The following is a 22,165-nucleotide window of genomic DNA, read 5'->3' on the forward strand; positions in this document are numbered from 1 at the left end:
CCGAACGGGGCACTTCTCGCACGCGGGCCTGAGCGGGAATGCTGGGCGACATGACGCAGCCCGGCGCCACCGCCGCCCACGACTCCGCCGAGGCCGTCGCGAGCCCGGCCGGACGCCTCGACCACGCCGCCGCCCTCATCGACCACCTGCTCGCGCACGGCAGCGCCACTCGCGCGGAGCTCGCGGGCGCCACGGGCCTCGGCCGGACGGCCGCCACCGGACTCGTGTCGCGCCTGCTCGACGCCGGCGTGCTCGTGGACGGCGAGTCCGGCTCGGACGGCCGCCACGGGCGGCTCCACCTCGCGATCGCCGACCGACTGCTCCTGACGGCCGGCGTCGCCGGCGACGACGCGGTCGCGACGATCGCCGAGCTCGACGGCACCGAGCTGGCGCGGTACGAGGAACCCGTCGCCGTCGACGACGACGATCCGCGCCCCCGCTCCGCCGCACCGCTCGACGCGCTGGCGGTCGTGGTCGATCGCGCCGTCGCCCAGGCGGCCCGCGACGAGCGCCCGATCGCCGACGTCTCGCTGCTGGTGCAGGGCGCGGTCGTCGGCGCGCCGGAGCTCGCCCTCGGCGACACCACCCTCGGGCTCGAGCCGCTCGACGTCGTCGCCGCGCTGCGAGCGCGCTCCGAACGGCTCGCGGCGATCGAGGCCGACCTCGTCGCCCCGCCGAGCCTCCGCGCGGCGGCCTCGGCGCGGGCCGCGACCGAGTCGACGGGCTACCCGGACGACGTGCTCCTGCACGTCTCGGGGGACGCGCAGGTCTCCGCGGCGATCGTCGTCCGCGGCGTGCCGTACTCGGGCGCCCACGGGCTCGCCGCGACGTTCGGGCACCTCCCGATCGTGCCGAACGGCGTCCGCTGCGACTGCGGCCAGCGCGGCTGCCTCGCGACCGTCGCCGCACCCGAGGTCGTGCTCGCGCGGGCCGAGCTCGACGACGTCGAGCGCACGTACGGCCGCCGTGCGGCGCTCACCGAACTCGCCACGCGACTCGCCGAGTCCGAGGACCGGGCGCGATGGGCGTGGCTCGACGCGGCGCTCTGGATCGGACGGGCACTCCAGGTGGCCGTGCCCACGATCGACCCCGACGTCGTCGTGATCGGCGGCTGGTGGGCTCCGCACGCCGCCGACATCGAGGCGTCGTTCCGCGACAACCGACCGGCCATCGGAGCCGGCGCCCTCGACGGACTGCCCCGGCTCGTCCCCGCACGCTCCGGGGACGACGACGGGCTCATCGGCGCCCGCCGTCAGGCCCGGGAGCGCCTCCGCTCGGTGCTGGCCGCCGTCGCCGCCTGACCCGGCCGACGGAAGCGACGCGCGATCCCCCAGCCGGTGACCCGGCCCATCGCCTCGAGCACGATGCCCGCGCTCATCTTCGACCGGCCGCGCTCCCGCTCGACGAACGTGATCGGCACCTCCACCACGGACAGCCCGGCCATCACGGCGTGCCAGGTCATGTCGACCTGGAACCCGTAGCCGCGCGTGTGCACGTCCTCGAGGTGGAGGGCCCGGAGCGCGTCGGCACGGAACGCCCGGTACCCCGCGGTCGCGTCGCGCACGGGCAGCCCGAGCATCCAGCGCGCGTAGCTGCTGCCCGCCTTCGAGAGCCAGACGCGGCGGCGCGGCCAGTTCACGATCGACCCGCCCGGCACCCAGCGCGAACCGATCACGACGTCGGGCCGGCGCCCCGAGGCATCCGCGAGCTCGAGCGCCCCCAACAGGTCGGGCAGCTGCTCCGGCCGGTGCGACCCGTCGGCGTCGAGCTGCACGATCGGGTCGAAGCCGCGCTCGAGCGCCCAGTCGAACGCCGCGAGGTAGGCGGCGCCCAGGCCCTCCTTGCCGGTGCGGTGCAGCACGTGCACGGCGGCGTCCGCCGCGGCGAGCTCGTCGGCGAGCACGCCCGTGCCGTCGGGCGAGTCGTCGTCGACGACCAGCACCGAGGCGGCCGGGGCCGCGGCCCGCACGCGCGCCACGATCGGCGCGAGGTTCTCGCGCTCGTCGAACGTGGGGATCACGACGAGCGCCCCCTGCGGAGACGGCGGTTCGACGTGCGCGGACATGTGAGGGCATCGTACCGGGCGCGGCCCGCGCAGACGCCGTGCGAGCCGGTCAGCGCACGCCGTGCATGAGCCGGAGCACCGGCTTCGTCGCGAGCGCCAGCGCACCGCCGAGCACGATCGCGATGGCACCGAGCACGCCGAAGTACACCGCCTCGGGCACCGACGTGTAGAACTCCGCGAGCTGTCCGGCGATCGCGGTGCCGAGCGCCACCGACAGGAAGAACAGCGCCACCATCTGCGTGTGGAACTTCTCCGGCGCGAGCTTCGTCGCGACCGACAGGCCCACCGGCGAGAGCAGCAGCTCCGCGACCGTGAACACGAACAGGATGCCGACGATCGCCAGGAGCGGGGTCGAGTTCGCCCCGCCGCCGGCGAACGGGAGGAACAGCAGGAACGCCACGCCCATGATGGTGGTGCCGAGCGCGAACTTCACCGGCGTCGACGGCTGGCGGTCGCCGAGCTTCGTCCACAGCGCCGCGAAGACGCCCGACAGCAGGATGATGAACACCGGGTTGATCGACTGCACCCACGAGATCGGCATCTCCCAGCCGAAGAGGTCGCGGTTCAGCTTCTCGTCCGAGTAGATCGTGAGCACCGTGAACTGCTGCTGGTACAGCGACCAGAACGCCACGCTCGCGATGAACAGCGGGATGAAGCCCAGCACGCGGCTGCGTTCGACGGCGCTCACCGCGTGGCTCGACAGGATCACGATGAAGTACGCCACCGCCGCGACCACCGTGCCGCCGATGACCCACGTGACGAGGTTCTCGGCCGTCACCAGTCGGGTCAGCACGAGCGCCGCGATCAGGAGCACCGCGGCGATCGCGATGCCGACGACGAGCCCGCGCCGCTCCCGCGGCAGCGGGTTGGGCACGACGGATGCCTCGGGCGGCAGGCCCTTGCGCCCGAACGAGTACTGGATGAGCCCGATCGCCATCCCGACCGCCGCCGCACCGAAGCCCCAGTGGAACCCCACGGTCGACTGCAGGATGCCGGTCACGAGCGGACCGAGGAACGCGCCCAGGTTGATGCCGAGGTAGAAGAGCGCGAATCCGGCGTCGCGCCGCGGGTCCTCGCGCGTGTAGAGCGTGCCGACGACGCTCGTCGCGTTCGCCTTCAGGCCGCCGGAGCCGAAGGCGACGAGCACGAGTCCGACCCCGACGCCCAGGAATCCGGGCAGCAGTGCGAGCGCGATGTGGCCGCACATGATGACGATCGCCGACGTGAAGAGCACCCGCTCGCTGCCGAGCAGGCGGTCGGCGATCCACGCCCCCAGGATCGTCGAGAGGTAGACGGCGCCGCCGTAGGCGCCGACGATGCCGGCCGCGGCGCTCTGCTCCATGCCGAGGCCGCCCTCGGAGACCGAGAAGTACAGGTAGAGCAGCAGGATCGACTGCATGCCGTAGAAGCTGAAGCGCTCCCACATCTCGACGCCGAAGATGTGGGCCAGCGCGCGGGGCTGCCCGAAGAAGCCCCGATCCGTCCGGGCGTCCCGGTGGCCGTGCTCGTCCGGCGGCGCCGTGATGCCCGCCGTGGCCCCGACATCGGCCGCCGACTCGTCGCGTTCCCCCGCAGGACGGTCGCCGTGCTGCATGGCCCTGCACGATACACCCGTTCCGCGCGCGCGGTCAGGGGTGCGCGGCGACCGGTCAAGGCCTTGTCGCGCGCACCGGCCGGGACGAGACTCCCCATGGGACATCGAGCGAGGGGGAATCGCACATGCCGTACATCACCGTCGGGACCGAGAACTCGGGACCGATCGAGCTCTACTACGAGGACCACGGCGAGGGGCGGCCGGTGGTGCTCATCCACGGCTATCCGCTCGACGGCGCCTCCTGGGAGAAGCAGCAGCGAGCGCTCCTCGGCGCCGGCCGCCGCGTCATCGCCTACGACCGCCGCGGCTTCGGGCGCTCCTCGAAGCCGGCGACCGGATACGACTACGACACGTTCGCCGCCGACCTGAAGGCGCTGCTCGACGCGCTCGACCTCACGGAGGTCGCCCTCGTGGGCTTCTCGATGGGCACCGGCGAGGTCGGCCGCTACCTGGGCGCGTACGGCAGCGACCGGGTCTCGAAGGCCGCGTTCATCGGGTCGCTCGAGCCGTACCTGCGGCAGACGGAGGACAACCCGGACGGCGCCGCGCCCGACTTCGACGGCCTCCGGACGCAGGCCGAGGGCGACCGGTTCGCCTGGTTCGACGGGTTCTTCGAGAACTTCTACAACCTCGACGAGAACCTGGGTTCGCGCATCTCGGAGGCGGCGGTGCGCGGCAGCTGGGCGACGGCGACGCAGGCGGGCTGGTACGCCGCCTCGGCGAGCGTGGACTCGTGGCTCACCGACTTCCGCGGCGACATCGAGCGGATCGACGTGCCGGCGCTGATCCTGCACGGCACGGCCGACCGGATCCTGCCGATCGACGCGACGGCGCGGCGCTTCCGCACGCTGCTGCCCTCGGCCGAGTACGTCGAGATCGAGGGCGCCCCGCACGGCATGCTCTGGACGCACGCCGACGAGGTGAACGCGGTGCTGCTGACGTTCCTGGCGTCGTAGGAACGGCGCCGACGCGCGCGGCGACCGGTCGGCGGAGGGAGCGAGCGCGCCCCCGCCGACCGGGTCGGCCCGTCAGCCCGCGAGCGCCTCGAGCAGCTGCGGCTTGGTCATGCGGGAGTAGCCCGTGATGCCGCGCTCCTTCGCCAGGGCGCGCAGCTCGGGCACGGTGCGGGCGGCGAGGTCGGCGGCGGGTGCCGCCGCCTTCGCCGCGGCGGGCCTGGCCGCGGCCGCGGGCTTCGCGCCCGGCTTGGTCGCCGGCTTCGCGCCGGGCCTGCTGGCCGGCTTGCGGGTCGCGCCGGACTTCGCGGCGGCCGGCTTCGCTGCGGCGGGCTCGGAGGGCTCGGCCGGCTCGGCCGGTGCGGGGGGCGCGGGCGGCGCGACCGGCGCGGCCTGGGGCGCCGCGGCCGACGCCTCGACGGGTGCGCTCGCGGCGGGCGCGGGCGCCGCGGCATCCGTCGTCTCGTCCTTCCGGCGCAGGCGGCGCAGTTGCGAGTTGGTCGCCTCGCCGGCGCGCTTCGCGAGCCGGGTCGCGCCCGCGACGGCGGCCCTGACGGCGCCGATCGCCTTCGTGGAGCCGCGCTCGGGTGCGTCGGCAGGGGTGGGTTCGGTGTTCTCGGGTGCCATCGTCGATCCCTCGGGGGTGGGTCGTGCGCGTGCGGTGGTCCCCGGAATCGTAGCCGACCGCGGCAGCGCACGGCAGGTTCCGGCCGACGACGAGGGGCGGATGCCGTGGGCGTCGGCCGCGGCATCCGCCCCTCGCAGGTCGGGCGCGTCGGGTGCTCAGCGACGCAGCTCGAGCGTGCAGCACTTCACGCCGCCGCCGCCGAGGAGGAGCTCCGACAGGTCGAGCCCGATCGGGTGGTAGCCCGCCTCGCGGAGCTGGCGCTCGAAGCCGGCCGCCCGGGCGGCGATCACGACGTTGCGGCCGTCGCTGAAGGAGTTGAGGCCGAGCACCGCGGCGTCCTCCTCCGACACGAGGATCGCGTCGGGGAAGCGCTCGCGCAGCACGTCGAGCGACGCCTCGTCGAACGCGCTCGGCAGGTACGCCAGGTGCTCCTGCCCCGGTCGGGCGTCGAGCACGGCGATCGCGGTGTCGAGGTGGTAGAACGACGGGTTCACGAGGGTGAGCGTGACGACCTCGCGCCCCATGATCCGCGCGAGCTCGGAGTGGCTGGCGGCGTCGCTGCGGAAGCCCGTGCCGGCCAGGATCACGTCGCCGACGAGCAGGAAGTCGCCCTCCCCCTCGTTCACCTCGACGGGCTCGCGCACGTCGTACCCGTTCGCGCGGAACCAGTCCATGTAGGCCGGCCCCTCCGGCTGCCGCTGCTCGTGCGTGAACCTGGCGCCGTACGCGATGCCGTCGATCACGGTGCCGCCGTTGGCGGCGTAGACCATGTCGGGGAGGCCCTCGACCGGGTCGATCAGGTGCACGTCGAAGCCCAGCCCGACGTAGGTGTCGTGCAGCGCCTGCCACTGCGACACCGCGAGCGCGGTGTCGGTCGGCTTGGCGGGGTCCATCCACGGGTTGATCTGGTAGACGACGGTGAAGTGCTCGGGACGGCACATCAGCACGGACTTGCGGGTGGCGGTCCGCTCCGGCGCGGCGGGGGTCGTCTCGGCGACGGGCGTCGGGTCGGCGACGGGCGTCGTCTGGGTCTCGATCACGGTCGACATCTCACTCCTCGGTGGGTCTCGTCACCCGGGCACGGCGGCGCGCCGCCGGCTCGGGCCGGTGGGTGTCGGCGGACCAGGTCGCTCTCTCGAGCCCCGGCGGCGGTGTTCGGATGGCACCGCCGCCAGGACGCCACCTCCAGTGTGATCCTCGCGACTCGCCGGTTCTCGGCTTCTCGCACACGATTCCTGCGCGTTCTCGCGAATCGCGCAACGATCCGACGGTACCGTTTGCGCCAGCCGCGGGTTTCCCGCGCGCTCGCGCGGCGCCCGGGCGCACGATTCCACCGCCCCTCCCCTCCTCGGCCCCGCCCGTCGCGTCGGCGCGCCCACGCCCCCACGCGCCGCGAGGGTACGGGGTGAGGGGCGGCGGCGAGGATGAGGGCGGTTGCCGAGGATGGCGCGGGTGCGGCATCCTGAGCCGGAGTCCGGCCGCCCCTACGCCGGCCGACCGAGGAGGCCCGCGTGCCCGACGCCAACCGCATCGCCGAACTGCAGCGCCAGGCCTACGGCGCCGGCACCGACGACGAGGGGCGCGCCGCGGCGGCCGCCGAACTGGCGAGGATCCGCTCGGGCGGCGGTCACGACGCCCACGCGGACGAACCGAGCGCCCGGGCGGCCACGCCCTCGGGCGACGGGGGCTCGCCGACGACGGACGACGTGTTCGACGACCTGCTCCTCGACGCCGACGCCGACGCAGGTGCCGACGCGGACGCCGAGGGCACGCGCGACGGGGCCACCACGCCGACCTCGATGGTCGTGCGCGTCGCCGCGCTGGCCGCCGCGGTGGCCCTCGCGATCGGATTCGCCGCGGGCTGGGCGACCGGCCTCGGCATCGCCGGCGCCGCGAACGAGCCCGAGGTCCCGGACTCGTCGCTCGTGTTCCCGCTCTCGGAGCCGCCGCCCGACGTGGCGCTGGAGGACGCCCGCGCCGCCGCGGTCTTCGATCGCGAACAGGAGCCCTCCGACGTCCTCTCGCTCGAGGTGTCCCCGGAGAGCATGGGCGTCGATGCCGGGTCGACACGGCTCCTCGCGACCCTCCCCGAGGGCACGAGCGTGTTCGCGGGTCGTGCCGCCGGCGGCGACGGGATCTGCCTCCTCGCGGAGCGGGCGGACGTCGCGGCGTCGGCCGGATGCACGAACGAGGACGCCTTCCCCGGCGGCGGGCTCCAGCTGGGCTTCGACCTCGAGGGCGACTTCATCACGGTGACGTGGGATGCGTCGGGCCAGGTGTCGGTCGCGACCTGAGCCCGTCCGAGGTCGGCATGCCTGCGCCTGCGCGAGCACCCGGCGAACCGCGCCGGCGGCGCACCGGTCAGGCCGCGCGCACCCCGGCCTCGTCGTTGCGACGGTCCCGCCACGCGAGCCAGTGCCGCACCGCGCGGTCGTCGTAGTCGGGGCCGGAGATCCCGAGCGTGAAGAGGCGCACCCCGGCGTCGTAGAGCGCGTCGGCGTGGTCGTCGTCGAGTCCGCGGCGCGAGAGCTCGTTCGAGACGGTGATCTCGGAGACGTCCCGACCGACCTTGTCGCCCCAGCGCTTCAGCACGTCGAGCTTGTGGCCGAGCTCGTCGGGCCGCACGAACGAGTGCCAGATGTCGGCGTACTCGGCGACGAGGCGCAGCGTCTTCTGCTCGCCCTTGCCGCCGATCATGATCGGGATGTCGCGGGTCGGCGCCGGGTTGAGCTTCGCCCAGCGCGCCGTGATCCGCGGCAGCGCCTCGGCCAGGTCGTCGAGGCGGGACCCGACGGTCCCGAACTCGTAGCCGTACTCGTCGTAGTCGCGCTGGAACCAGCCCGAGCCCGTGCCGAAGATGAACCGGCCCGTGTCGCCGCCCTTGGCGCTGATGTGGTCGAGCGTGCGGGCCATGTCGGCCTGCAGGTCGGCGTTGCGGTACGAGTTGCAGTTCACGAGCGAGCCGAACTCCACGCGCTCGGTCTGCTCCGCCCAGGCGCCGAGCATCGTCCACGACTCGAAGTGGAGGCCGTCGGGGTCGCCGGAGAGCGGGAAGAAGTGGTCCCAGTTCATGACGACGTCGACGCCGAGGTCCTCCATGCGGAGCACGGCGTCGCGGATCTGCGTGTAGGTCGCGTGCTGCGGCTGCAGCTGCACGCCGAGGCGCGCGGGAGCGTTCAGGGTCATGGCGACACGATACGACCGCGGGCGAGCGGTTTCCGCGCCCTGCGCCAGCAGCGAACGGATGCCGCCTCGGCGCGTCGCACGCGGCCGTCACGCCTGCCGTCCCGATCGTCCGTGCGGGTGGACCGGCCCGCACACCCGCAGCAACCGCCCACACGAACGAGGACGCGGGGGCGCGGAACGCGGGAACGTGGTGGCGCCCGCCCCGGGCGGTTCCCCGCGGCCGGGACGGGCGCCGTGCCCGAGGAGGGCGGCTACCCCTGCGCGCGCTCCTCGGCCGGAACCTCCTCGCGGAGGTCGAGCATCGGCGTCGGCCGGCGGAAGCCGCGCGTCACCACGGCCAGCAGCACGACGCCGAGCGCCAGCCAGGTGAGGCCGACGACGAACGTGCGGGGCGAGAGGCTCGTCCAGAGCCACACGGTCAGCCCGAAGCCGACGAGCGGCAGGACCAGGTTGTTCAGCACGGCCGCCCCGGTGCGCTCGCGGCGATCGACGAAGTAGTGCTTGATCACCGTGAGGTTGACGACCGAGAAGGCGATGAGCGCGCCGAAGCTGATCATCTCGACGAGCAGGCCCAGGTCGATCACGACCGCGAGCAGCGACACGGCCGAGACGATGAGGATCGCGATCACGGGTGTGCGGAACCGCGCCGAGAGCCGCCCGAACACCGACGGCGGCAGCACGCGGTCGCGGCCCATCGCGTAGAGGATGCGGGCGACCGAGGCCTGCGACGTGAGGGCCGACCCGGTGGCGCCGGCGATGTAGGCCGCCGTGAAGAACACCGCCAGGAACTGCCCACCGGCCGCGGTCATGACGTCGAGGGCGGCCGAGTCGACGTCGGCGAACGCGTTCGACGGGAACACGACCTGCGAGAGGTACGAGAGGCCGATGAAGATGATGCCGGCCGCGACCGTGGTGATGATGATCGCGCGCGGCACCGATCGCGTGGGCTCCTTCGCCTCCTCGGAGAGGGTCGAGACGGCGTCGAAGCCGAGGAACGACAGGCACAGCACCGCGGCACCCGCGAACAGCACGCCCGGACCCTCGACCGTGCCGTCGCCCGTGAACGGCGCGAGCAGGTCGACGCTGCCGATGCCGCCGAGCGCGACCAGGCTCAGCACGACGAACGCGACGATGAAGAGCGCCTGCACCGCGATGATCACGAAGTTCGCGCGCGCGACCGACACGATGCCGACGACGTTCAGGACCGTGACGAGCGCGATCGCGGCGACGATGAAGACCCACTGCGGCACCGCCGGGAAGGCGGCGTTGAGGTATATGCCGATCACGAGGTAGTTGATCATCGGCAGGAACAGGTAGTCGAGCATGAGCGACCAGCCCGAGAGGAACCCGACACCCGGCCCGAAGCTCCGCTGCGCGTAGACGTAGGCCGAGCCCGCGAAGGGGTAGGCGCTCGCCATCCGCGCGTACGACCGGGCCGTGAACGCCATCGCGACGAGCGTGATGACGTAGGCGAGCGGCACGCGGCCGCCGGTGAGCTGGGTGACGATGCCGTACGTCGTGAACACGGTGAGCGGCACCATGTACACGAGGCCGAACAGCACGAGCGAGGGCACGCCGAGGACGCGCCGGAGATGTGGCGCTTCGGTGGCGGATGCCGCGGCGGCGCCGGATCCGTCGACGGTGGTGTGGGACATCGGGGGCCTTTCAGGACGGGAGCGCGGCGGTGCGCTCGCTGACGGGGCGGGTGTTCGGGTGCTCGAGGCCGGCGGCGGCGTGGTCGCCGTCGCCGGAGGTCGGGGCGCCGAGGGTCGGCGTGCCGGCGAGCCAGGTCTGGCGCACCTCGATGCCGGGCAGGTCGTGCGGGTCGGCCGCGCGGGGGTCGCGCGCGAGCAGCACGAGGTCGGCGCTCGCGCCGGGTTCGATGCGCCCCCAGGCCGCGTCGGCGCGGTCGGCGAACGCCTGGTGCGCGACGGCCGCGGTGTACGCGCCGAGCGCGGCCTCGACGGGCACGATCTCGTGCGGGGTCCACCCGCCTGCGGGGTCGCCGTCGACGGTGCGGCGGGTCGCCGCGATCGCGAGCCCGTCGCGCGGGTCGCCGGAGGACACCGGCCAGTCGGAGCCGAACGCGAGGGCGGCGCCGGACGCGGCGAGCGAGTGCATCCGGTACTGCCGGTCGGCGCGCTCCGCGCCGAGGCGCGGCACGGTGAGCACGGTCATGAGCGCATCGAGCTGCGCCCAGAGCGGCTGCATGTTCGGGATGACGCCGAGCTCGGTGAACCGGGCGAGGTCGGCGTCGTCGACGAGCTGGGCGTGGGCGATCACGGGGCGGCGATCGCGGGGGCCGTTCGCCGCGATGGCGCCCTCGATCGCGTCGAGCGCCTGGCGCACGGCGGCGTCGCCGATGGCGTGGATGTGGACCTGGAAGCCCGCGGCATCCACCGCCCGGACGGCGTCGGCGAGCCGCTCGGCGCCCCACACCGACATGCCGTGGTCGTGGAGGCCCGAGCAGTAGGGCTCCAGCAGCGCCCCGGTCTCGTTCTCGACGACGCCGTCGGCGAAGAACTTCACGGTGTCGGCGGTGAGCCGCGGCGACGCGGCGGCGCGGACCCGGTCGCGGGCGGCGACCATGTCGGGCAGCTGCGCGGCGAAGCGACGGGGGTCGGCGTAGAGGGCGAGGTTGAACCGGATCGGCAGCGCGTCGGCCGCGGCGGCGGCGAGGTAGGCCTCGAGTTCGGCCGGCTCCACCCAGGCGTCCTGCACCCAGGTCACGCCGCGCTCGAGGTAGTACCGGCCGGCGCGCTGCAGGGCGCGCAGCGCCACGTCGGTCGTGCGGGGCGGCATCACCGCGGCGACGAGGTCGACGGCGCCCCACTCGCGCAGGGTGCCGAGCGGCGTGCCGTCGTCGCGGCGGGGGATCTCGCCGAGCTCGGGCGCGGGCGTGCCGGCGTCGATGCCGGCGAGCTCGAGGGCCCGCGAGTTCACCCAGACCGTGTGGTAGTCCCATGCCCGCAGGACGACGGGGCGGTCGGGCACGGCGTCGTCGAGCCAGCGGGCGTCGAAGAGCCCGGCCTCGGCGAGGCTGCCGTCGTAGGAGGCGCCGGTGATCCAGTCGAGCTCGGGGTGCGCCTCGGCGTACCGGCGCACCTCGTCGACGATCTCGGCGACCGAACGGCATGGGCGCACGTCCGGCCCCTCGGCCTCGAGCCCGCCGAACAGCGGATGGGCGTGGCCGTCGCCGAACGAGGGCATCAGGAAGCCGTCCTCGAGGTCGATCACGAGGTCGGCGTCGGAGGCGGCCGCCTCGGCGGGGGCGCCGACGGCCGCGATGCGCCCGTCGCGGACGAGCAGCGCGCGCGCGTCCGTGCCGCCGCCGGTCCACACCGTGCCGCCGTGGAAGTACGTGGTGGTCACCGCACCGTGCCCTCTCTCGATCCGAGCCGGATGCAGCCGTGGCATCCGTATACGAACAATGTTCGTGTTTGCGTGCGGTGCACGTTACACTCCCGAACACGGCGAGGGAAGACCCGGAGGAGAATTCGTGGCCCGTCTCAGACGCGAGCAGCTCGTGCGCGCCGCCCTGGACCTCGTGGACGAGGAGGGCGGCGAGGCGCTCACGATGCGCGCCCTCGCGGCCCGCGTCGACCGGCAGGTCTCGTCGCTCTACAACCACGTCGCGAGCCGCGGCGAGCTGATCGAGCTCGTCCGCGCGCGCATCGTCGCCGACATCGACGTGTCGGCCTTCGGGGTGCACCCGTGGGACGTCGCCCTCGAGGCCTGGGCGCGCTCGTACCTCACGGCGTTCGCCGCGCACCCGAACCTCATCCCGCTGCTCGCGACCACGCCGATCCGCGACATCTCCACGCTCGAGATGTACGAGACCGTCATCGGCTCGATCATCGACGGCGGGTGGCCCGAGCGCGACGCCGTCGCGGTGATGCGCACCGTCGAGGCGCACGTGCTCGGCTCGGCGCTCGACATCGTCGCCCCCGGCGACCTGCTCGCCCAGGCCGGCGTCCCGGTCGAGCTCGTCGCGCTGCGCTCCGCGCTCGACCCCGAGCACGCCGATGCGTCGGGCGCCGAGCGCGCCTTCCGGCTCGGGCTCGCGGCGCTCATGCACGGGCTGCGCGCCCAGCACGCGGCACTGCCGCACTGATCCGCGTCGCGCGGGGCAGCGGCCGCGCGGGCCGGCGCGCCGGCGCCCCGCTCGATCACGAACGTGCAACACCGCGCACGAAAGCGGCGTCTGCACCTGTTCCCACGCAACGGACCACCGTACACTCGGCCGCATGGACAACCTCGATCGCGCCATCCTGGACCTCCTGCGGCAGAACTCCCGCGCGGGGTACGGCGACATCGGCTCGTCGGTCGGACTGTCCGCCTCGGCGGTGAAGCGGCGGGTCGACAAGCTCGTGGCCGACGGCGTGATCAAGTCGTTCACGATCCAGGTCGACCCCGCCGTCGACGGGATGAGCACCGAGGCCTACGTCGAGCTGTTCTGCCGCGGCACCGTGGCACCCGACGAGCTCCAGCGCATCCTGCAGAACGTGCCCGAGGTCGTCTACGCCGGCACCGTCACCGGGAGCGCCGACGCGATCGTCCACATGCGCGCCCGCGACATCACCTCGCTCGAGGAGGCGCTCGAGCGCGTGCGGATCGCCCCGAACGTCGACCACACGCGCAGCGCGATCGTGCTGTCGCGACTGGTCAACCGCAACCGCGACTGAGACGGGGCTGTCATGCGCTTCAGCGTCGATGCCGGCTCGAGCACCCCGCCGTACGAGCAGCTGCGGATGCAGGTCGTCGACGCGGTCCGCGACGGCCGGCTCGCCGCCGGCGCCAAGCTGCCCACCGTCCGGGCGCTCGCCGACGAGCTCGGGCTCGCGGTGAACACCGTCGCGCGTGCCTACAAGGAGCTCGAGGCCGACGGCGTCGTCGAGGGCCGCGGCCGCGCCGGCACGTTCGTCAGCACGGCCGGCGATCCCGTCGAGCGCGCGCTGCAGGCCGCGGCATCCGACTTCGCCGACATCGCCCAGCGCCTGGGCGTGACCAGCGACGCCGCCGAAGCCGCCGTCGCACGCGCGCTGCGCACCCGCGTCTGACACGGCCGACGGGGCGCCGCCTCAGCTCGCGGCGGCCTCCGGCGCGGGGATCGGCTCCTTCGGCAGGCGCCGGACCTTCGCGCGCCGGCGACGGCGCTCCGGGATCATCGAGCGCATCTCCTCGAGCTTGCCGAAGCAGAGCAGGCGATCCTCGGCCTCCAGCACGACGCCCTTGCGCGGATTCGGGATCACATTCGCCCCGCGGTGGAGCGTGAGCACCGTGATGTCGCGCTCCCACAGCCCCGACTCGCCGAGCGTCTTGCCGACGAGGTCGGCCGCGCCGTGCACGACGAGCTCGGCGACGCCGTACCCCGTCGAGACCGTGAGCCGCTGGCGCACGTCGATCTCGGGGAACGCGACCTGGTTGCCGATGTAGTCGATGATCGCGCCCGCGACGTCGAGCTTCGTCGCCGTCTCGATGCCCTGCAAGCCGGGCGACGAGTTGACCTCCATGACGAGAGGGCCCTCGTTGCCCTCGAGCATGTCGACGCCCGCCACCTTCAGGCCCATGATCTGCGCCGACCGCACGGCGGCCTGCTCGTACTCGGGCGTCAGCTCGACGGGCTCGACGCTGCCGCCCCGGTGCACGTTGGAACGGAACTCGTCGCCGCTCGCGACCCGGCGCATCGCCGCGACGACCCGGTCGCCGACGACGAGGGCGCGGATGTCGCGACCGCGGCTCTCGGCGATGAACTTCTGGATCAGCACGTTCTGCTTGGTCGAATGAAGTGTCTCGATGATGGCCTCGGCCACCTTGACGGTCGGGGCGAGGATCACGCCGATGCCCTGCGTGCCCTCGAGCAGCTTGATCACGACCGGGGCGCCGCCGACCGACTCGATCGCCGGGCGCAGGTCGGCGCGGTTGCGCACGAACGTCGTGGCGGGCAGCGCGATGTTGTGGCGCGAGAGGATCTGGTTCGCACGCAGCTTGTCGCGGGCGTTCGTGATGCCGTTCGCCGTGTTCGGGGTGTAGACGTCCATCTGCTCGAACTGGCGCACGACCGCGGTGCCGAAGTAGGTGATCGAGTTGCCGATGCGCGGCAGGATCGCGTCGTAGTCCGAGAGCGGACGGCCGCGGTACTGCAGGTCGGGCTCGGCGCCGGAGAGGTCGATGCCGAAGCGGAGGGTGTTCAGGACCTTGACGTCGTGGCCGCGCTGCTGCGCTGCAGCACGGAGACGCTGGGTCGAGTAGGCCTGGGGGGCGCGCGACAGGATCGCGAGTTTCATGGAGGACTACCTGCCAAGATTGATCGGGTGACGAATGTGTCGACCCATTCAAACACCATCGCAGGATGGCGCGAATGGGTGCGCCTGCCGCAGGCCGACGTCGAGTGGCTGAAGGCCAAGCTCGACACCGGGGCCCGATCGTCGGCGCTGCACGCGTTCGACGTCGAGGAGTTCGAGCGCGACGGCGCCGACTGGGTGCGCTTCGGCATCCACCCCTGGCAGGACACCGACACGGACGCCGCCGCCGTCGAGCTCCCCGTGCACGACCGTCGCGTCGTGCGCAGCTCCACGGGCCACACGCAGGAGCGCCTGGTCGTGCTCATGGACGTCGTGCTGCTCGATCGCGAGGTCACCGCCGAGGTGACGCTGACCAACCGCGACGAGATGGGCTTCCGCATGCTGATCGGGCGCGAAGCGCTGCGGAACGGCTTCCTCGTGGACGCCGGGCGGTCGTTCGTCGGCGGCCGCGCACCCCGCGCCGTCCGCCGCCGCAACCGCGGTCGCGCCTGACCCGCAGTCCGCCGCCCCGGCGTCGCGTGCGAGGCCCCCTCACCGGGCAGTTCAGCGGGCGGGTCGAACGAGACACGCGACGGCCTCCGGAGAAACGCGGCCTGTCGGTTTCCGAAGTCGACTGCACGATTCTTCCGAAGTCGTCTGCACTCGTGTGCACATTGCGACCGTCTGGGAGACGACATCCCCACGCTCGATCGAGGGGGAAAGGTATTCCGCGGATACCTTTCCCCCTCGATCGGAGGCGCGGCGTCCGGTAGCCGACCGTCGGAGCGTCGACGGACCGTCAAACGGGCGGCAGTCGCAGTGACCCGCGACCCCGCTTCCGAGCGTCGGTAGTCTCGGGATGCAACATCGTAAGCTGCGTGTCACATGTGACCTTCGAGGAGTACCTATCGCAACGCGACGGCAGTTCGTGGACGTGGCGAGCGGTGTTGCAGCGTCGTTCTGCAGCCGCAACAACGACTTTCAAGGCGCTTGGCTGCCGGGGGTGCTACTGCGCGCCCAGACCTCTCCTGACACCGCCGACATCGTCGTGGACCTGATCATGGGGTGCGACGATAACGCCGTTGCGGCCAACGTGGGTGAGAGATACGGGAACCTCCTTCGATCGATCACCGCTCGTGTTGGTCTTTCGGCCACGATGATGACGAGCGCGCAACTGCGCGTCCAATACGCACCGCGGGCACCCAACTGGACGCGAGAGGAATGGACGAACCCACGCGAAGAACTCGATCGTCCAACCTGGTCGTTCGTCGTGACGGTGAGCATCACGGACGATCGGGCCCATGTGCATGAGGCCACATGCGCGAATTGGTGCTGGCCCGAATTGAGAGCGCTACCCGTGAGCGGATCTCTCTATGGCCCCGACGGGCGCACTCGCCACCCGCACCGCTGAGGGATCGCGAATGCGTCGCGGGCGGGCGCGCGGGTCTCGGTTCTATTCGGCGTTGGCTTCTTGGTCCAGTTGCCAGGCGACGTCGAGGTTCGCGAACTCGCTGTCGTAGCAGCGTTGATCCTTGCCGGAGTTCACCGCTTCGGCTGTGTTTGAGTAGTCGATGATCGTGCCACTTTCATCGATCCGGAGGAGGGGGTGACCGGCGTCGGTCATGCATGCGGCGTATCGGGCGAATCCGTCCCGGTATTCCGCCTCGGTGACGACTCCGTCCGCGAGTGCCGCCTGTTGGGCTTCGGACGCTTCAGCCTTGAGCGCCGGTGTGGCCCAAGACGCCCAGATCACGTATCGCTGGGACGCGTCGGCGACGATCTGCAGCGTGTGGTCTTCTGAGTCGTCCTCAACGGTGATGGGGATGACGCCGCCGCCATTGGTGAAGTCGGCGTCGCGCTCGGTGCAGGTGACTGCTCCGATTTGAGTGCCGTCGACCACTTCCTGGTACGTCCCGGGGTCGAGGCAGTGCAGGGCGAGTATCAGGGAGCTGGCGCCCGCGGGTGCTGGGCCCAGATCGATCTCGGTCTCCCCGAAGCTGCTGATGACGAACGGGGTGCCGAACAGCTCGGTGTCGTCCCGCACGATCCCTTCGGTCATCTCGACCACGCTGATGCTCGTGGGCTCGGGTTCTGCTGTGCGGGTCAGTGCGGCGGCCGAGATGGCTCCACCGGTGACCGCTCCGGCCAGGGCGAACGCCACGATCGAACCGACCACCGTCCGGCCGCGCCGCGGGGTGTCGGTGGTTGAGGCGGTGGCGGTTGCGACCAACACCTGGCGCAGGTGGATGTCGCGTTCGCTGGGCGACTGGGGCTCAGAGCTCATCACTCACTCCTTCCAAGCGGAACCGCGGCGGCGACAGGCGTTGCCGCATAAGAGACTTCGCTCGAGAAAGCCGCGAACGGACCGTGCCGGCCCGAACGCCGAGCACACGTGCCGCCTCGTCTGCCGGCAGCCCTTCGAGCACGCAGAGCACCACGACATGCTGGTGCTCGATGGACAACGTTCGCAGCGACCTGGTCGCGGGCCCGTCGCCGAAGTCGTTCTCGGCATGATCCGGCACGGTCACGTCGGCCGGGAGACGGGCCAGCAGGACCCGGTAACGCCGCGTGGAGCGGCTCACGTTGTGCGACAGGTTCGTCGCTGTGCGCAGCAGCCACGGCAGGATCGAACCGTCGACGAACCGGACCCGGTCCCGCTTCCGCCACGCCTCGAGAAACGTCGCAGCGACGACATCATCGCCGTCCGCGGGCACAGGGACCAGCGCATGCGCGTGACGACGGATCCGAACGCGGTGTCGGTCGAAGATCAGCCCGAACGCTTCACCATCGCCAGCCACCGCACGCCGCCAGTCCTCCTCGTCCACAGCCCTCACACTATGAACTGTCCGGCCCTCAGCGAAACGTTCCCACGTCTCGCTGAGGGAGAGTCGGCGAGCCATCGACCGACCCGATAGCTCGACGTTCGCCGACCTCGGCAGCCGCCCGACCCGCCGTGATCAGAGAAGGCCGCGTTCGGCCTGAATGATGTTGAACCCGGCAACCGAAACCACCAGCCCCAATCCGGCAACGCCGATCAGGACATAGGCGACCGGGTTGCGACGGTAGCCGCGGAGGATCAGCAGCGCAAGCATTGCGATCAATACCCCGACTGCTGCGGCCGGGACGACGACCATGACCTGCCAGAACGCGTCCCAACCCAGACTGACGGCTTGGCCGTATTCGGTTTGGGATGCTGCGCCGGCGATCCACGCCGGTACGAACGCAAGCGTGAAGATGGCCGCGCAGGCTCCGATGACGGCTCCCAGCGTGTGCAGGACGTAGGCGGAGAATCGTCGCAGCCCGCTGGCGGTCGGCCTCTCCGTTCTGGTGGGGTGCGCATGCAGCGTCATCGATCAGCCTCTCGTCCTGGTGTTACGTTCTGGGGCTCGACGTACGGGCACCGAGGCTCCGGCATCACGGCGAGACGCGCACCCGACGTCCCTCGAAGCCGACGACGTCCCCGACCACCAGCTGCCGTCCGCGTCGACGGTCGACCTCGCCGTTCACGGTCACGGAGCCGTCGGCGACGGCCTCCTTCACGTCTCCGCCGGAGTCGAGGAGGCCGGCGAACTTCAGGAACTGCCCGAGGCGGATGCCGTCGCCGCCGATCGGGACGTCTTCGATCGGAGCCCGGTTCGTCATCCCCGAATGCTAGTGGAGCGGGGCGGTCGGGACCGGTTCCGGCGGATCGGGGCCGGCTCCGCGCGCGATTCGCGATGCGTCAGCCGGTCGACGGCTCCGCGACGAGTGCGGCCTCCAGCCGGGCGACGTCCTCGGGTCGGCAGAGCTCGGTCGCCGGCAGCATCGCGGTGGCGCTGCCGGCCGCCACGGCGCTGCGGAAGGCCTCGCCGAGCGGCCGGCCCTGCGCGAGCCGCAGCACGAGCGCCCCGAGGAACGCATCGCCCGCCCCGACGGCGCTGGCCACCGGGACCCGCGGCGTCGGCAGCCGGAGCACCTCCTCCGGCGTCACCAGCACGGCGCCCCGCCCGCCCAGCGTGAGCGCGACGACCTCGGCGCGACCCGACGCGACGAGCACGCGGGCGGCCTCGACCAGCTCGGGCTCGTCGAGTTCGCCCTCGGCGCCGACGAGTTCCGCGAGCTCGTCGCGGCTCGGCTTGATGAGGAACACCCCGGCCTCCAGCGCGCGGCGCAGCGCCGGCCCCGAGGCATCCACCACCAGGCGGACGTCGTGGTCGGCCGAGACCTCGGCGAGCATCGCGTAGAAGTCGTCGGGCACGCCCGGCGGCAGGCTCCCGCTCGCGACGAGGTACCCGCCCACCGGCAGTTCGTCGGCGACGACGGACAGGCACGCCCGCCACTCCGGCTCGCGCATCGTGGGGCCCTGCAGCACGAACCGGAACTGGTCGCCGGTGGACAGCTCGTCGACCGTGAAGCTCTCACGGGTGTTGCCCGCGATCGTGATCACGCGGGCGACGAGGCCGGCCGACTCGATGAATCCGCGGTACGCCTGCCCGGTCGGCCCGCCGAGCGGGTACACCGCGATCGAGCTGCCGCCGAGGTTGCGGATGGCACGGCTCACGTTCACGCCGCCGCCGCCCGGGTCGAACCGGCTCGGTCCGCAGCGCAGCTTGTGCTCGGGCACGACGCGGTCCGCCGTGCTCGACACGTCGAGCGCGGGATTCATGGTCAACGTCACGATGGGCGCGTGCACGGCCACGTCCTGCGCCCGGCCTCAGTACTCGACGGCGTCGCGTGAGATCGGACAGGTCATGCAGTGCCCGCCGCCGCGCCCTCGCCCGAGCTCCGCGCCCACGATCTCGATGACCTCCACCCCCGCGTCGCGCAGCAGCGCATTCGTGTAGGTGTTCCGGTCGTAGGTGAACACCACCCCGGGCTCGACGGCGACGGCGTTGTTGCCGCTGTCCCACTGCTGCCGCTCCCCGGCGTACCATCCGCCGCCCGGCTCGACCGCCCGCAGCTTCGCAAGGCCGAGCGACTCGGCCACGACGTCGATGAACGACCCGCGCTCCTCGGTGACGTCGATGCCGCCGCCGCCGTCTGGCCGCAGCGAGAACGTGTGGATGCCGTCGACGATGTCGGGGTAGTACGTCACGACGTCGCGGTCGGCGAACGTGAAGACGGTGTCGAGGTGCATCGCGGCCCGCAGCTTCGGCATGCCCGCCACGACGACCCGGGTCGCGGCGCCCTGTTCGAAGAGCCGTGACGACACGGCCGTGATGGCCTGGCGCGACGTGCGCTCGCTCATCCCGATGAGGACGACGCCGTTGCCGACGGGCATGACGTCGCCGCCCTCGAGGGTCGCCTGGCCCCAGTCCTGCTCGGGGTCGCCCCACCACACCGTGCTCCCCGTGTAGTCCGGGTGGAAGTCGTAGATCGCCTTCATGAGCATGGTCTCGGCGTGGCGGGCGGGCCAGTACAGCGGGTTGAGCGTGAGGCCGCCGTAGATCCAGCACGTGGTGTCGCGGGTGTAGATCGTGTTCGGCAGCGGCGGCATGAGGTACTCCGTCACGCCGGCCGACTCGCGCACGAGCGCGAGCTCGGGCGAGCGGAACTCCGACGGCAGGTCGCGGGTCGACAGCCCGCCGATGAGGTACTCGGTGAGCGTCGCGTCGTCGAGCGAGTCGAGGAACGCCCGGGTGTCGGCGACGAGGCCCGTGCCGACCTCGGTCGGCACGATCTTGCGGTCGAGGAGCCAGTCGCGCGCGCCGGGCACCGCGAGCGTCTCGGCGAGCAGGTCGTGCAGCTCGACGACGTCGACGTCGCGGTCGCGGAGCTCGCGCACGAAGTCGGCGTGGTCGCGCTGGGCGTTCTGCACCCAGAGCACGTCGTCGAACAGCAGGGCGTCGCTGTTGCTCGGCGTCAGCCGCTCGTGGCCGAGCCCGGGGCGGCACACGAGCACCTTGTGCAGTCGCCCGACCTCGGAGTGGACCCCGTACGACTGGTCCGACATGGCGTGCTCCCTTCTGCGCCGCGGCGCGGGTTCGATCAGATCCGGACGACGCCGGTGGCGAGCAGGACGACGCCGACGACGGCGAACGCCAGGATGACGATGAAGACGGCGAGCCCGGCCGGCGTGAAGACACGGGCCTGCTGCTGCCGGCGGGCGACGACGTAGAGGGCGGTGGCGGGGGCGAGCAGGATGCACGCGAGGAACAGGAACACGTAGCCGGCCGCCCAGATGAGGAACAGCGTGTACACCGTCGAGATCGCCGCGATGACGAGCTCGCGCGTGCGGCGCGCCGAGGCGGCATCCGCGTAGCCGTCGCGCCGGATCGCGATCTTCACGGCGTACGCGCTCGCGAGCGCGTACGGGGCGAGCGAGAGCGCCGCGGTGAGGTCGAGCGTGAAGTCGAGCGCGTCGTTCACGAACTGGACGGCGAAGAGGATGGCGGTGACGAGGATCGACGTCCACAGCACCGCGTGCTCGGGCACCTCGCGCGAGTTCAGGCGCGCGAAGTAGCGCGGCAGGTCACGGTCCTTCGCCGCCGCGAACACGACGTCGGCCGCGAGGAGCTGCCAGGCCAGGTACGCGCCGAGCACCGAGATGATGAGCCCGACGCGGATGAACGCCCCGCCCCACGGGCCGACGGCCGCCTCGAGCACGCCGCCCGCCGACGGCTGCGGCAGCGCCGCGATCTCGGCCTGCGGCAGGATCCCGTACGACAGGATCGAGACCGACGCGAAGAGGGCGAGCACCGACAGGAAGCCCAGCACGGTCGCCCGCCCGACGTCGGACCGCTTCCTCGCGTACCGGGAGTACACGCTCGCGCCCTCGATGCCGAGGAACACGAACACCGTGATGAGCATCGTGCCCTGGACCTGCAGGAACAGCGGTTCGCCGCCCGCAAGGCCGGCGTCGCCCGAGAGGTTGCCGACGAAGACGTCCCAGTCGAAGAAGAAGACGACGAGCACCAGGAACAGGGCGAGCGGGACCAGCTTCGCGATCGTGACGATGAAGTTCACGGCGGCCGCCTCGCGGACGCCCCGCCGGATCAGCAGGTAGACGCCCCAGACCGCGGCGACCGAGATGAAGAACGCCGGCCAGGTGTCGCCCTCCCCGAGCACCGGCCGCAGCTCGGGGAAGAGCTGCGAGAGCGTCGTCATGATGAGCACCCAGTAGAACGCGTTGCCCGCGCACGCCGACGCCCAGTAGCCGACCGCGGAGAGGAAGCCGGGGTACACCCCGAAGCCCGCGCGCGCGTAGACGTAGACGCCGTTGTCGAGCTCGGGCTTGCGCATCGCGAGCGTCTGGAAGACCAGCGCGAGCGTGAACATCCCGAGCCCCGCGATCCCCCACGCGATCGCCGCGCCGTACACGCCCGTCTGGCTCGCGAACCGCGCCGGCAGCTGGAAGACCCCCGCGCCGACCATCGAGCCGACGACCATGGCGGTGAGCGCCGGAAGGCTGAGCTTCGAGCTCGCCCTGGTCTCCGCGGTCGACGCCATGAGAGTCCCCTCGCCGGTCCGATCCAC

Annotated in this window: 22 protein-coding genes; 7 read left to right on the forward strand and 15 right to left on the reverse strand. The window is 72.2% G+C overall.

What is annotated here, in order from left to right; all coding sequences use genetic code 11:
* The first annotated feature begins 50 nt into the window (after positions 1 to 50).
* The gene (locus ABD230_RS06355) at positions 51 to 1,301 is read left to right on the forward strand and encodes an ROK family protein (protein ID WP_344370538.1); all 1,251 of its coding nucleotides are present in this window, start codon (positions 51 to 53) and stop codon (positions 1,299 to 1,301) included.
* Here ABD230_RS06355 and ABD230_RS06360 read toward each other — a convergent pair.
* Both ABD230_RS06360 and ABD230_RS06365 read right to left on the reverse strand, forming a co-directional pair.
* Entirely contained in the window at positions 1,253 to 2,065 is an 813-nt protein-coding gene (locus tag ABD230_RS06360; protein WP_344370541.1) for a polyprenol monophosphomannose synthase, read from the reverse strand. The genes ABD230_RS06355 and ABD230_RS06360 overlap by 49 nt on opposite strands.
* A 49-nt stretch (positions 2,066 to 2,114) precedes the next feature.
* Positions 2,115 to 3,659: a peptide MFS transporter gene (locus tag ABD230_RS06365; protein WP_344370543.1), complete on the reverse strand. Its 1,545-nt coding sequence runs from the start codon at positions 3,657 to 3,659 to the stop codon at positions 2,115 to 2,117.
* A 125-nt stretch (positions 3,660 to 3,784) separates the two neighbouring features.
* On the opposite strand from ABD230_RS06365, the gene ABD230_RS06370 reads away from it, so the two are divergent.
* Complete coding sequence (locus tag ABD230_RS06370; protein ID WP_344370547.1) at positions 3,785 to 4,615, forward strand: alpha/beta fold hydrolase; 831 nt, start codon at positions 3,785 to 3,787, stop codon at positions 4,613 to 4,615.
* Between the two features lie 72 nt (positions 4,616 to 4,687).
* Here the strand turns inward: ABD230_RS06370 and ABD230_RS06375 are convergent, their stop codons facing one another.
* Both ABD230_RS06375 and ddaH read right to left on the reverse strand, forming a co-directional pair.
* Positions 4,688 to 5,239: a Rho termination factor N-terminal domain-containing protein gene (locus ABD230_RS06375; protein WP_344370549.1), complete on the reverse strand. Its 552-nt coding sequence runs from the start codon at positions 5,237 to 5,239 to the stop codon at positions 4,688 to 4,690.
* A 156-nt stretch (positions 5,240 to 5,395) separates the two neighbouring features.
* Entirely contained in the window at positions 5,396 to 6,289 is an 894-nt protein-coding gene (gene ddaH / locus ABD230_RS06380; RefSeq protein WP_344370552.1) for a dimethylargininase, read from the reverse strand.
* A gap of 462 nt (positions 6,290 to 6,751) precedes the next feature.
* Here ddaH and ABD230_RS06385 point away from each other — a divergent pair, with 462 nt between their 5' ends.
* Positions 6,752 to 7,534, forward strand: coding sequence for a hypothetical protein (locus tag ABD230_RS06385; protein ID WP_344370554.1), 783 nt, complete (start codon positions 6,752 to 6,754; stop codon positions 7,532 to 7,534).
* A gap of 67 nt (positions 7,535 to 7,601) precedes the next feature.
* On the opposite strand, the gene ABD230_RS06390 is transcribed toward ABD230_RS06385, so the two are convergent.
* The 3 genes from ABD230_RS06390 to ABD230_RS06400 all read right to left on the reverse strand — a co-directional run bounded on the left by ABD230_RS06390 (position 7,602) and on the right by ABD230_RS06400 (position 11,798).
* A complete protein-coding gene (locus tag ABD230_RS06390) occupies positions 7,602 to 8,426 on the reverse strand; it encodes an LLM class F420-dependent oxidoreductase (protein ID WP_344370557.1) in 825 nt (274 codons plus the stop codon).
* A 251-nt stretch (positions 8,427 to 8,677) separates the two neighbouring features.
* Complete coding sequence (locus ABD230_RS06395) at positions 8,678 to 10,081, reverse strand: APC family permease (RefSeq protein ID WP_344370561.1); 1,404 nt, start codon at positions 10,079 to 10,081, stop codon at positions 8,678 to 8,680.
* Positions 10,082 to 10,091: 10 nt separating this feature from the next.
* On the reverse strand, positions 10,092 to 11,798 hold the full coding sequence (locus ABD230_RS06400; protein ID WP_344370563.1) for an amidohydrolase: 1,707 nt from the start codon (positions 11,796 to 11,798) through the stop codon (positions 10,092 to 10,094).
* A 127-nt stretch (positions 11,799 to 11,925) separates the two neighbouring features.
* Here ABD230_RS06400 and ABD230_RS06405 point away from each other — a divergent pair, with 127 nt between their 5' ends.
* The 3 genes from ABD230_RS06405 (at position 11,926) to ABD230_RS06415 (ending at position 13,486) form a co-directional block, all read left to right on the forward strand.
* On the forward strand, positions 11,926 to 12,540 hold the full coding sequence (locus tag ABD230_RS06405; protein WP_344370566.1) for a TetR/AcrR family transcriptional regulator C-terminal domain-containing protein: 615 nt from the start codon (positions 11,926 to 11,928) through the stop codon (positions 12,538 to 12,540).
* 133 nt (positions 12,541 to 12,673) lie between these two features.
* Complete coding sequence (locus tag ABD230_RS06410) at positions 12,674 to 13,111, forward strand: Lrp/AsnC family transcriptional regulator (protein WP_344370569.1); 438 nt, start codon at positions 12,674 to 12,676, stop codon at positions 13,109 to 13,111.
* Positions 13,112 to 13,123: 12 nt separating this feature from the next.
* On the forward strand, positions 13,124 to 13,486 hold the full coding sequence (locus ABD230_RS06415) for a GntR family transcriptional regulator (RefSeq protein WP_344370574.1): 363 nt from the start codon (positions 13,124 to 13,126) through the stop codon (positions 13,484 to 13,486).
* A 21-nt stretch (positions 13,487 to 13,507) separates the two neighbouring features.
* Here ABD230_RS06415 and rimK read toward each other — a convergent pair whose 3' ends face one another.
* A complete protein-coding gene (rimK, locus tag ABD230_RS06420) occupies positions 13,508 to 14,713 on the reverse strand; it encodes a 30S ribosomal protein S6--L-glutamate ligase (RefSeq protein WP_344370579.1) in 1,206 nt (401 codons plus the stop codon).
* Positions 14,714 to 14,731: 18 nt separating this feature from the next.
* Between rimK and ABD230_RS06425 the strand changes: the two genes are divergently transcribed.
* On the forward strand, positions 14,732 to 15,223 hold the full coding sequence (locus ABD230_RS06425) for an ATP-dependent zinc protease family protein (protein ID WP_486303384.1): 492 nt from the start codon (positions 14,732 to 14,734) through the stop codon (positions 15,221 to 15,223).
* A 940-nt stretch (positions 15,224 to 16,163) separates the two neighbouring features.
* Here the strand turns inward: ABD230_RS06425 and ABD230_RS06430 are convergent.
* The 7 genes from ABD230_RS06430 to ABD230_RS06460 all read right to left on the reverse strand — a co-directional run bounded on the left by ABD230_RS06430 (position 16,164) and on the right by ABD230_RS06460 (position 22,138).
* Entirely contained in the window at positions 16,164 to 16,994 is an 831-nt protein-coding gene (locus tag ABD230_RS06430; RefSeq protein WP_344370583.1) for a hypothetical protein, read from the reverse strand.
* Positions 16,984 to 17,535, reverse strand: coding sequence for an RNA polymerase sigma factor (locus tag ABD230_RS06435; protein WP_344370586.1), 552 nt, complete (start codon positions 17,533 to 17,535; stop codon positions 16,984 to 16,986). The genes ABD230_RS06430 and ABD230_RS06435 overlap by 11 nt, the downstream gene beginning before the upstream one ends.
* A gap of 132 nt (positions 17,536 to 17,667) precedes the next feature.
* Positions 17,668 to 18,060, reverse strand: a complete 393-nt coding sequence (locus ABD230_RS06440) for a hypothetical protein (RefSeq protein ID WP_344370588.1) — start codon at positions 18,058 to 18,060, stop codon at positions 17,668 to 17,670.
* Between the two features lie 64 nt (positions 18,061 to 18,124).
* Entirely contained in the window at positions 18,125 to 18,352 is a 228-nt protein-coding gene (locus tag ABD230_RS06445; protein ID WP_344370590.1) for an RNA-binding S4 domain-containing protein, read from the reverse strand.
* A gap of 79 nt (positions 18,353 to 18,431) precedes the next feature.
* Entirely contained in the window at positions 18,432 to 19,367 is a 936-nt protein-coding gene (locus ABD230_RS06450; RefSeq protein ID WP_344370593.1) for a 1-phosphofructokinase family hexose kinase, read from the reverse strand.
* Positions 19,368 to 19,403: 36 nt separating this feature from the next.
* A complete protein-coding gene (locus ABD230_RS06455) occupies positions 19,404 to 20,642 on the reverse strand; it encodes an arginine deiminase (RefSeq protein WP_344370596.1) in 1,239 nt (412 codons plus the stop codon).
* A 35-nt stretch (positions 20,643 to 20,677) separates the two neighbouring features.
* A complete protein-coding gene (locus ABD230_RS06460) occupies positions 20,678 to 22,138 on the reverse strand; it encodes a basic amino acid/polyamine antiporter (RefSeq protein WP_344370599.1) in 1,461 nt (486 codons plus the stop codon).
* Between the last annotated feature and the right edge of the window lie 27 nt (positions 22,139 to 22,165).

The sequence above is a fragment of the Agromyces tropicus genome, from assembly GCF_039531345.1.
Taxonomy (GTDB): Bacteria; Actinomycetota; Actinomycetes; order Actinomycetales; family Microbacteriaceae; genus Agromyces; species Agromyces tropicus.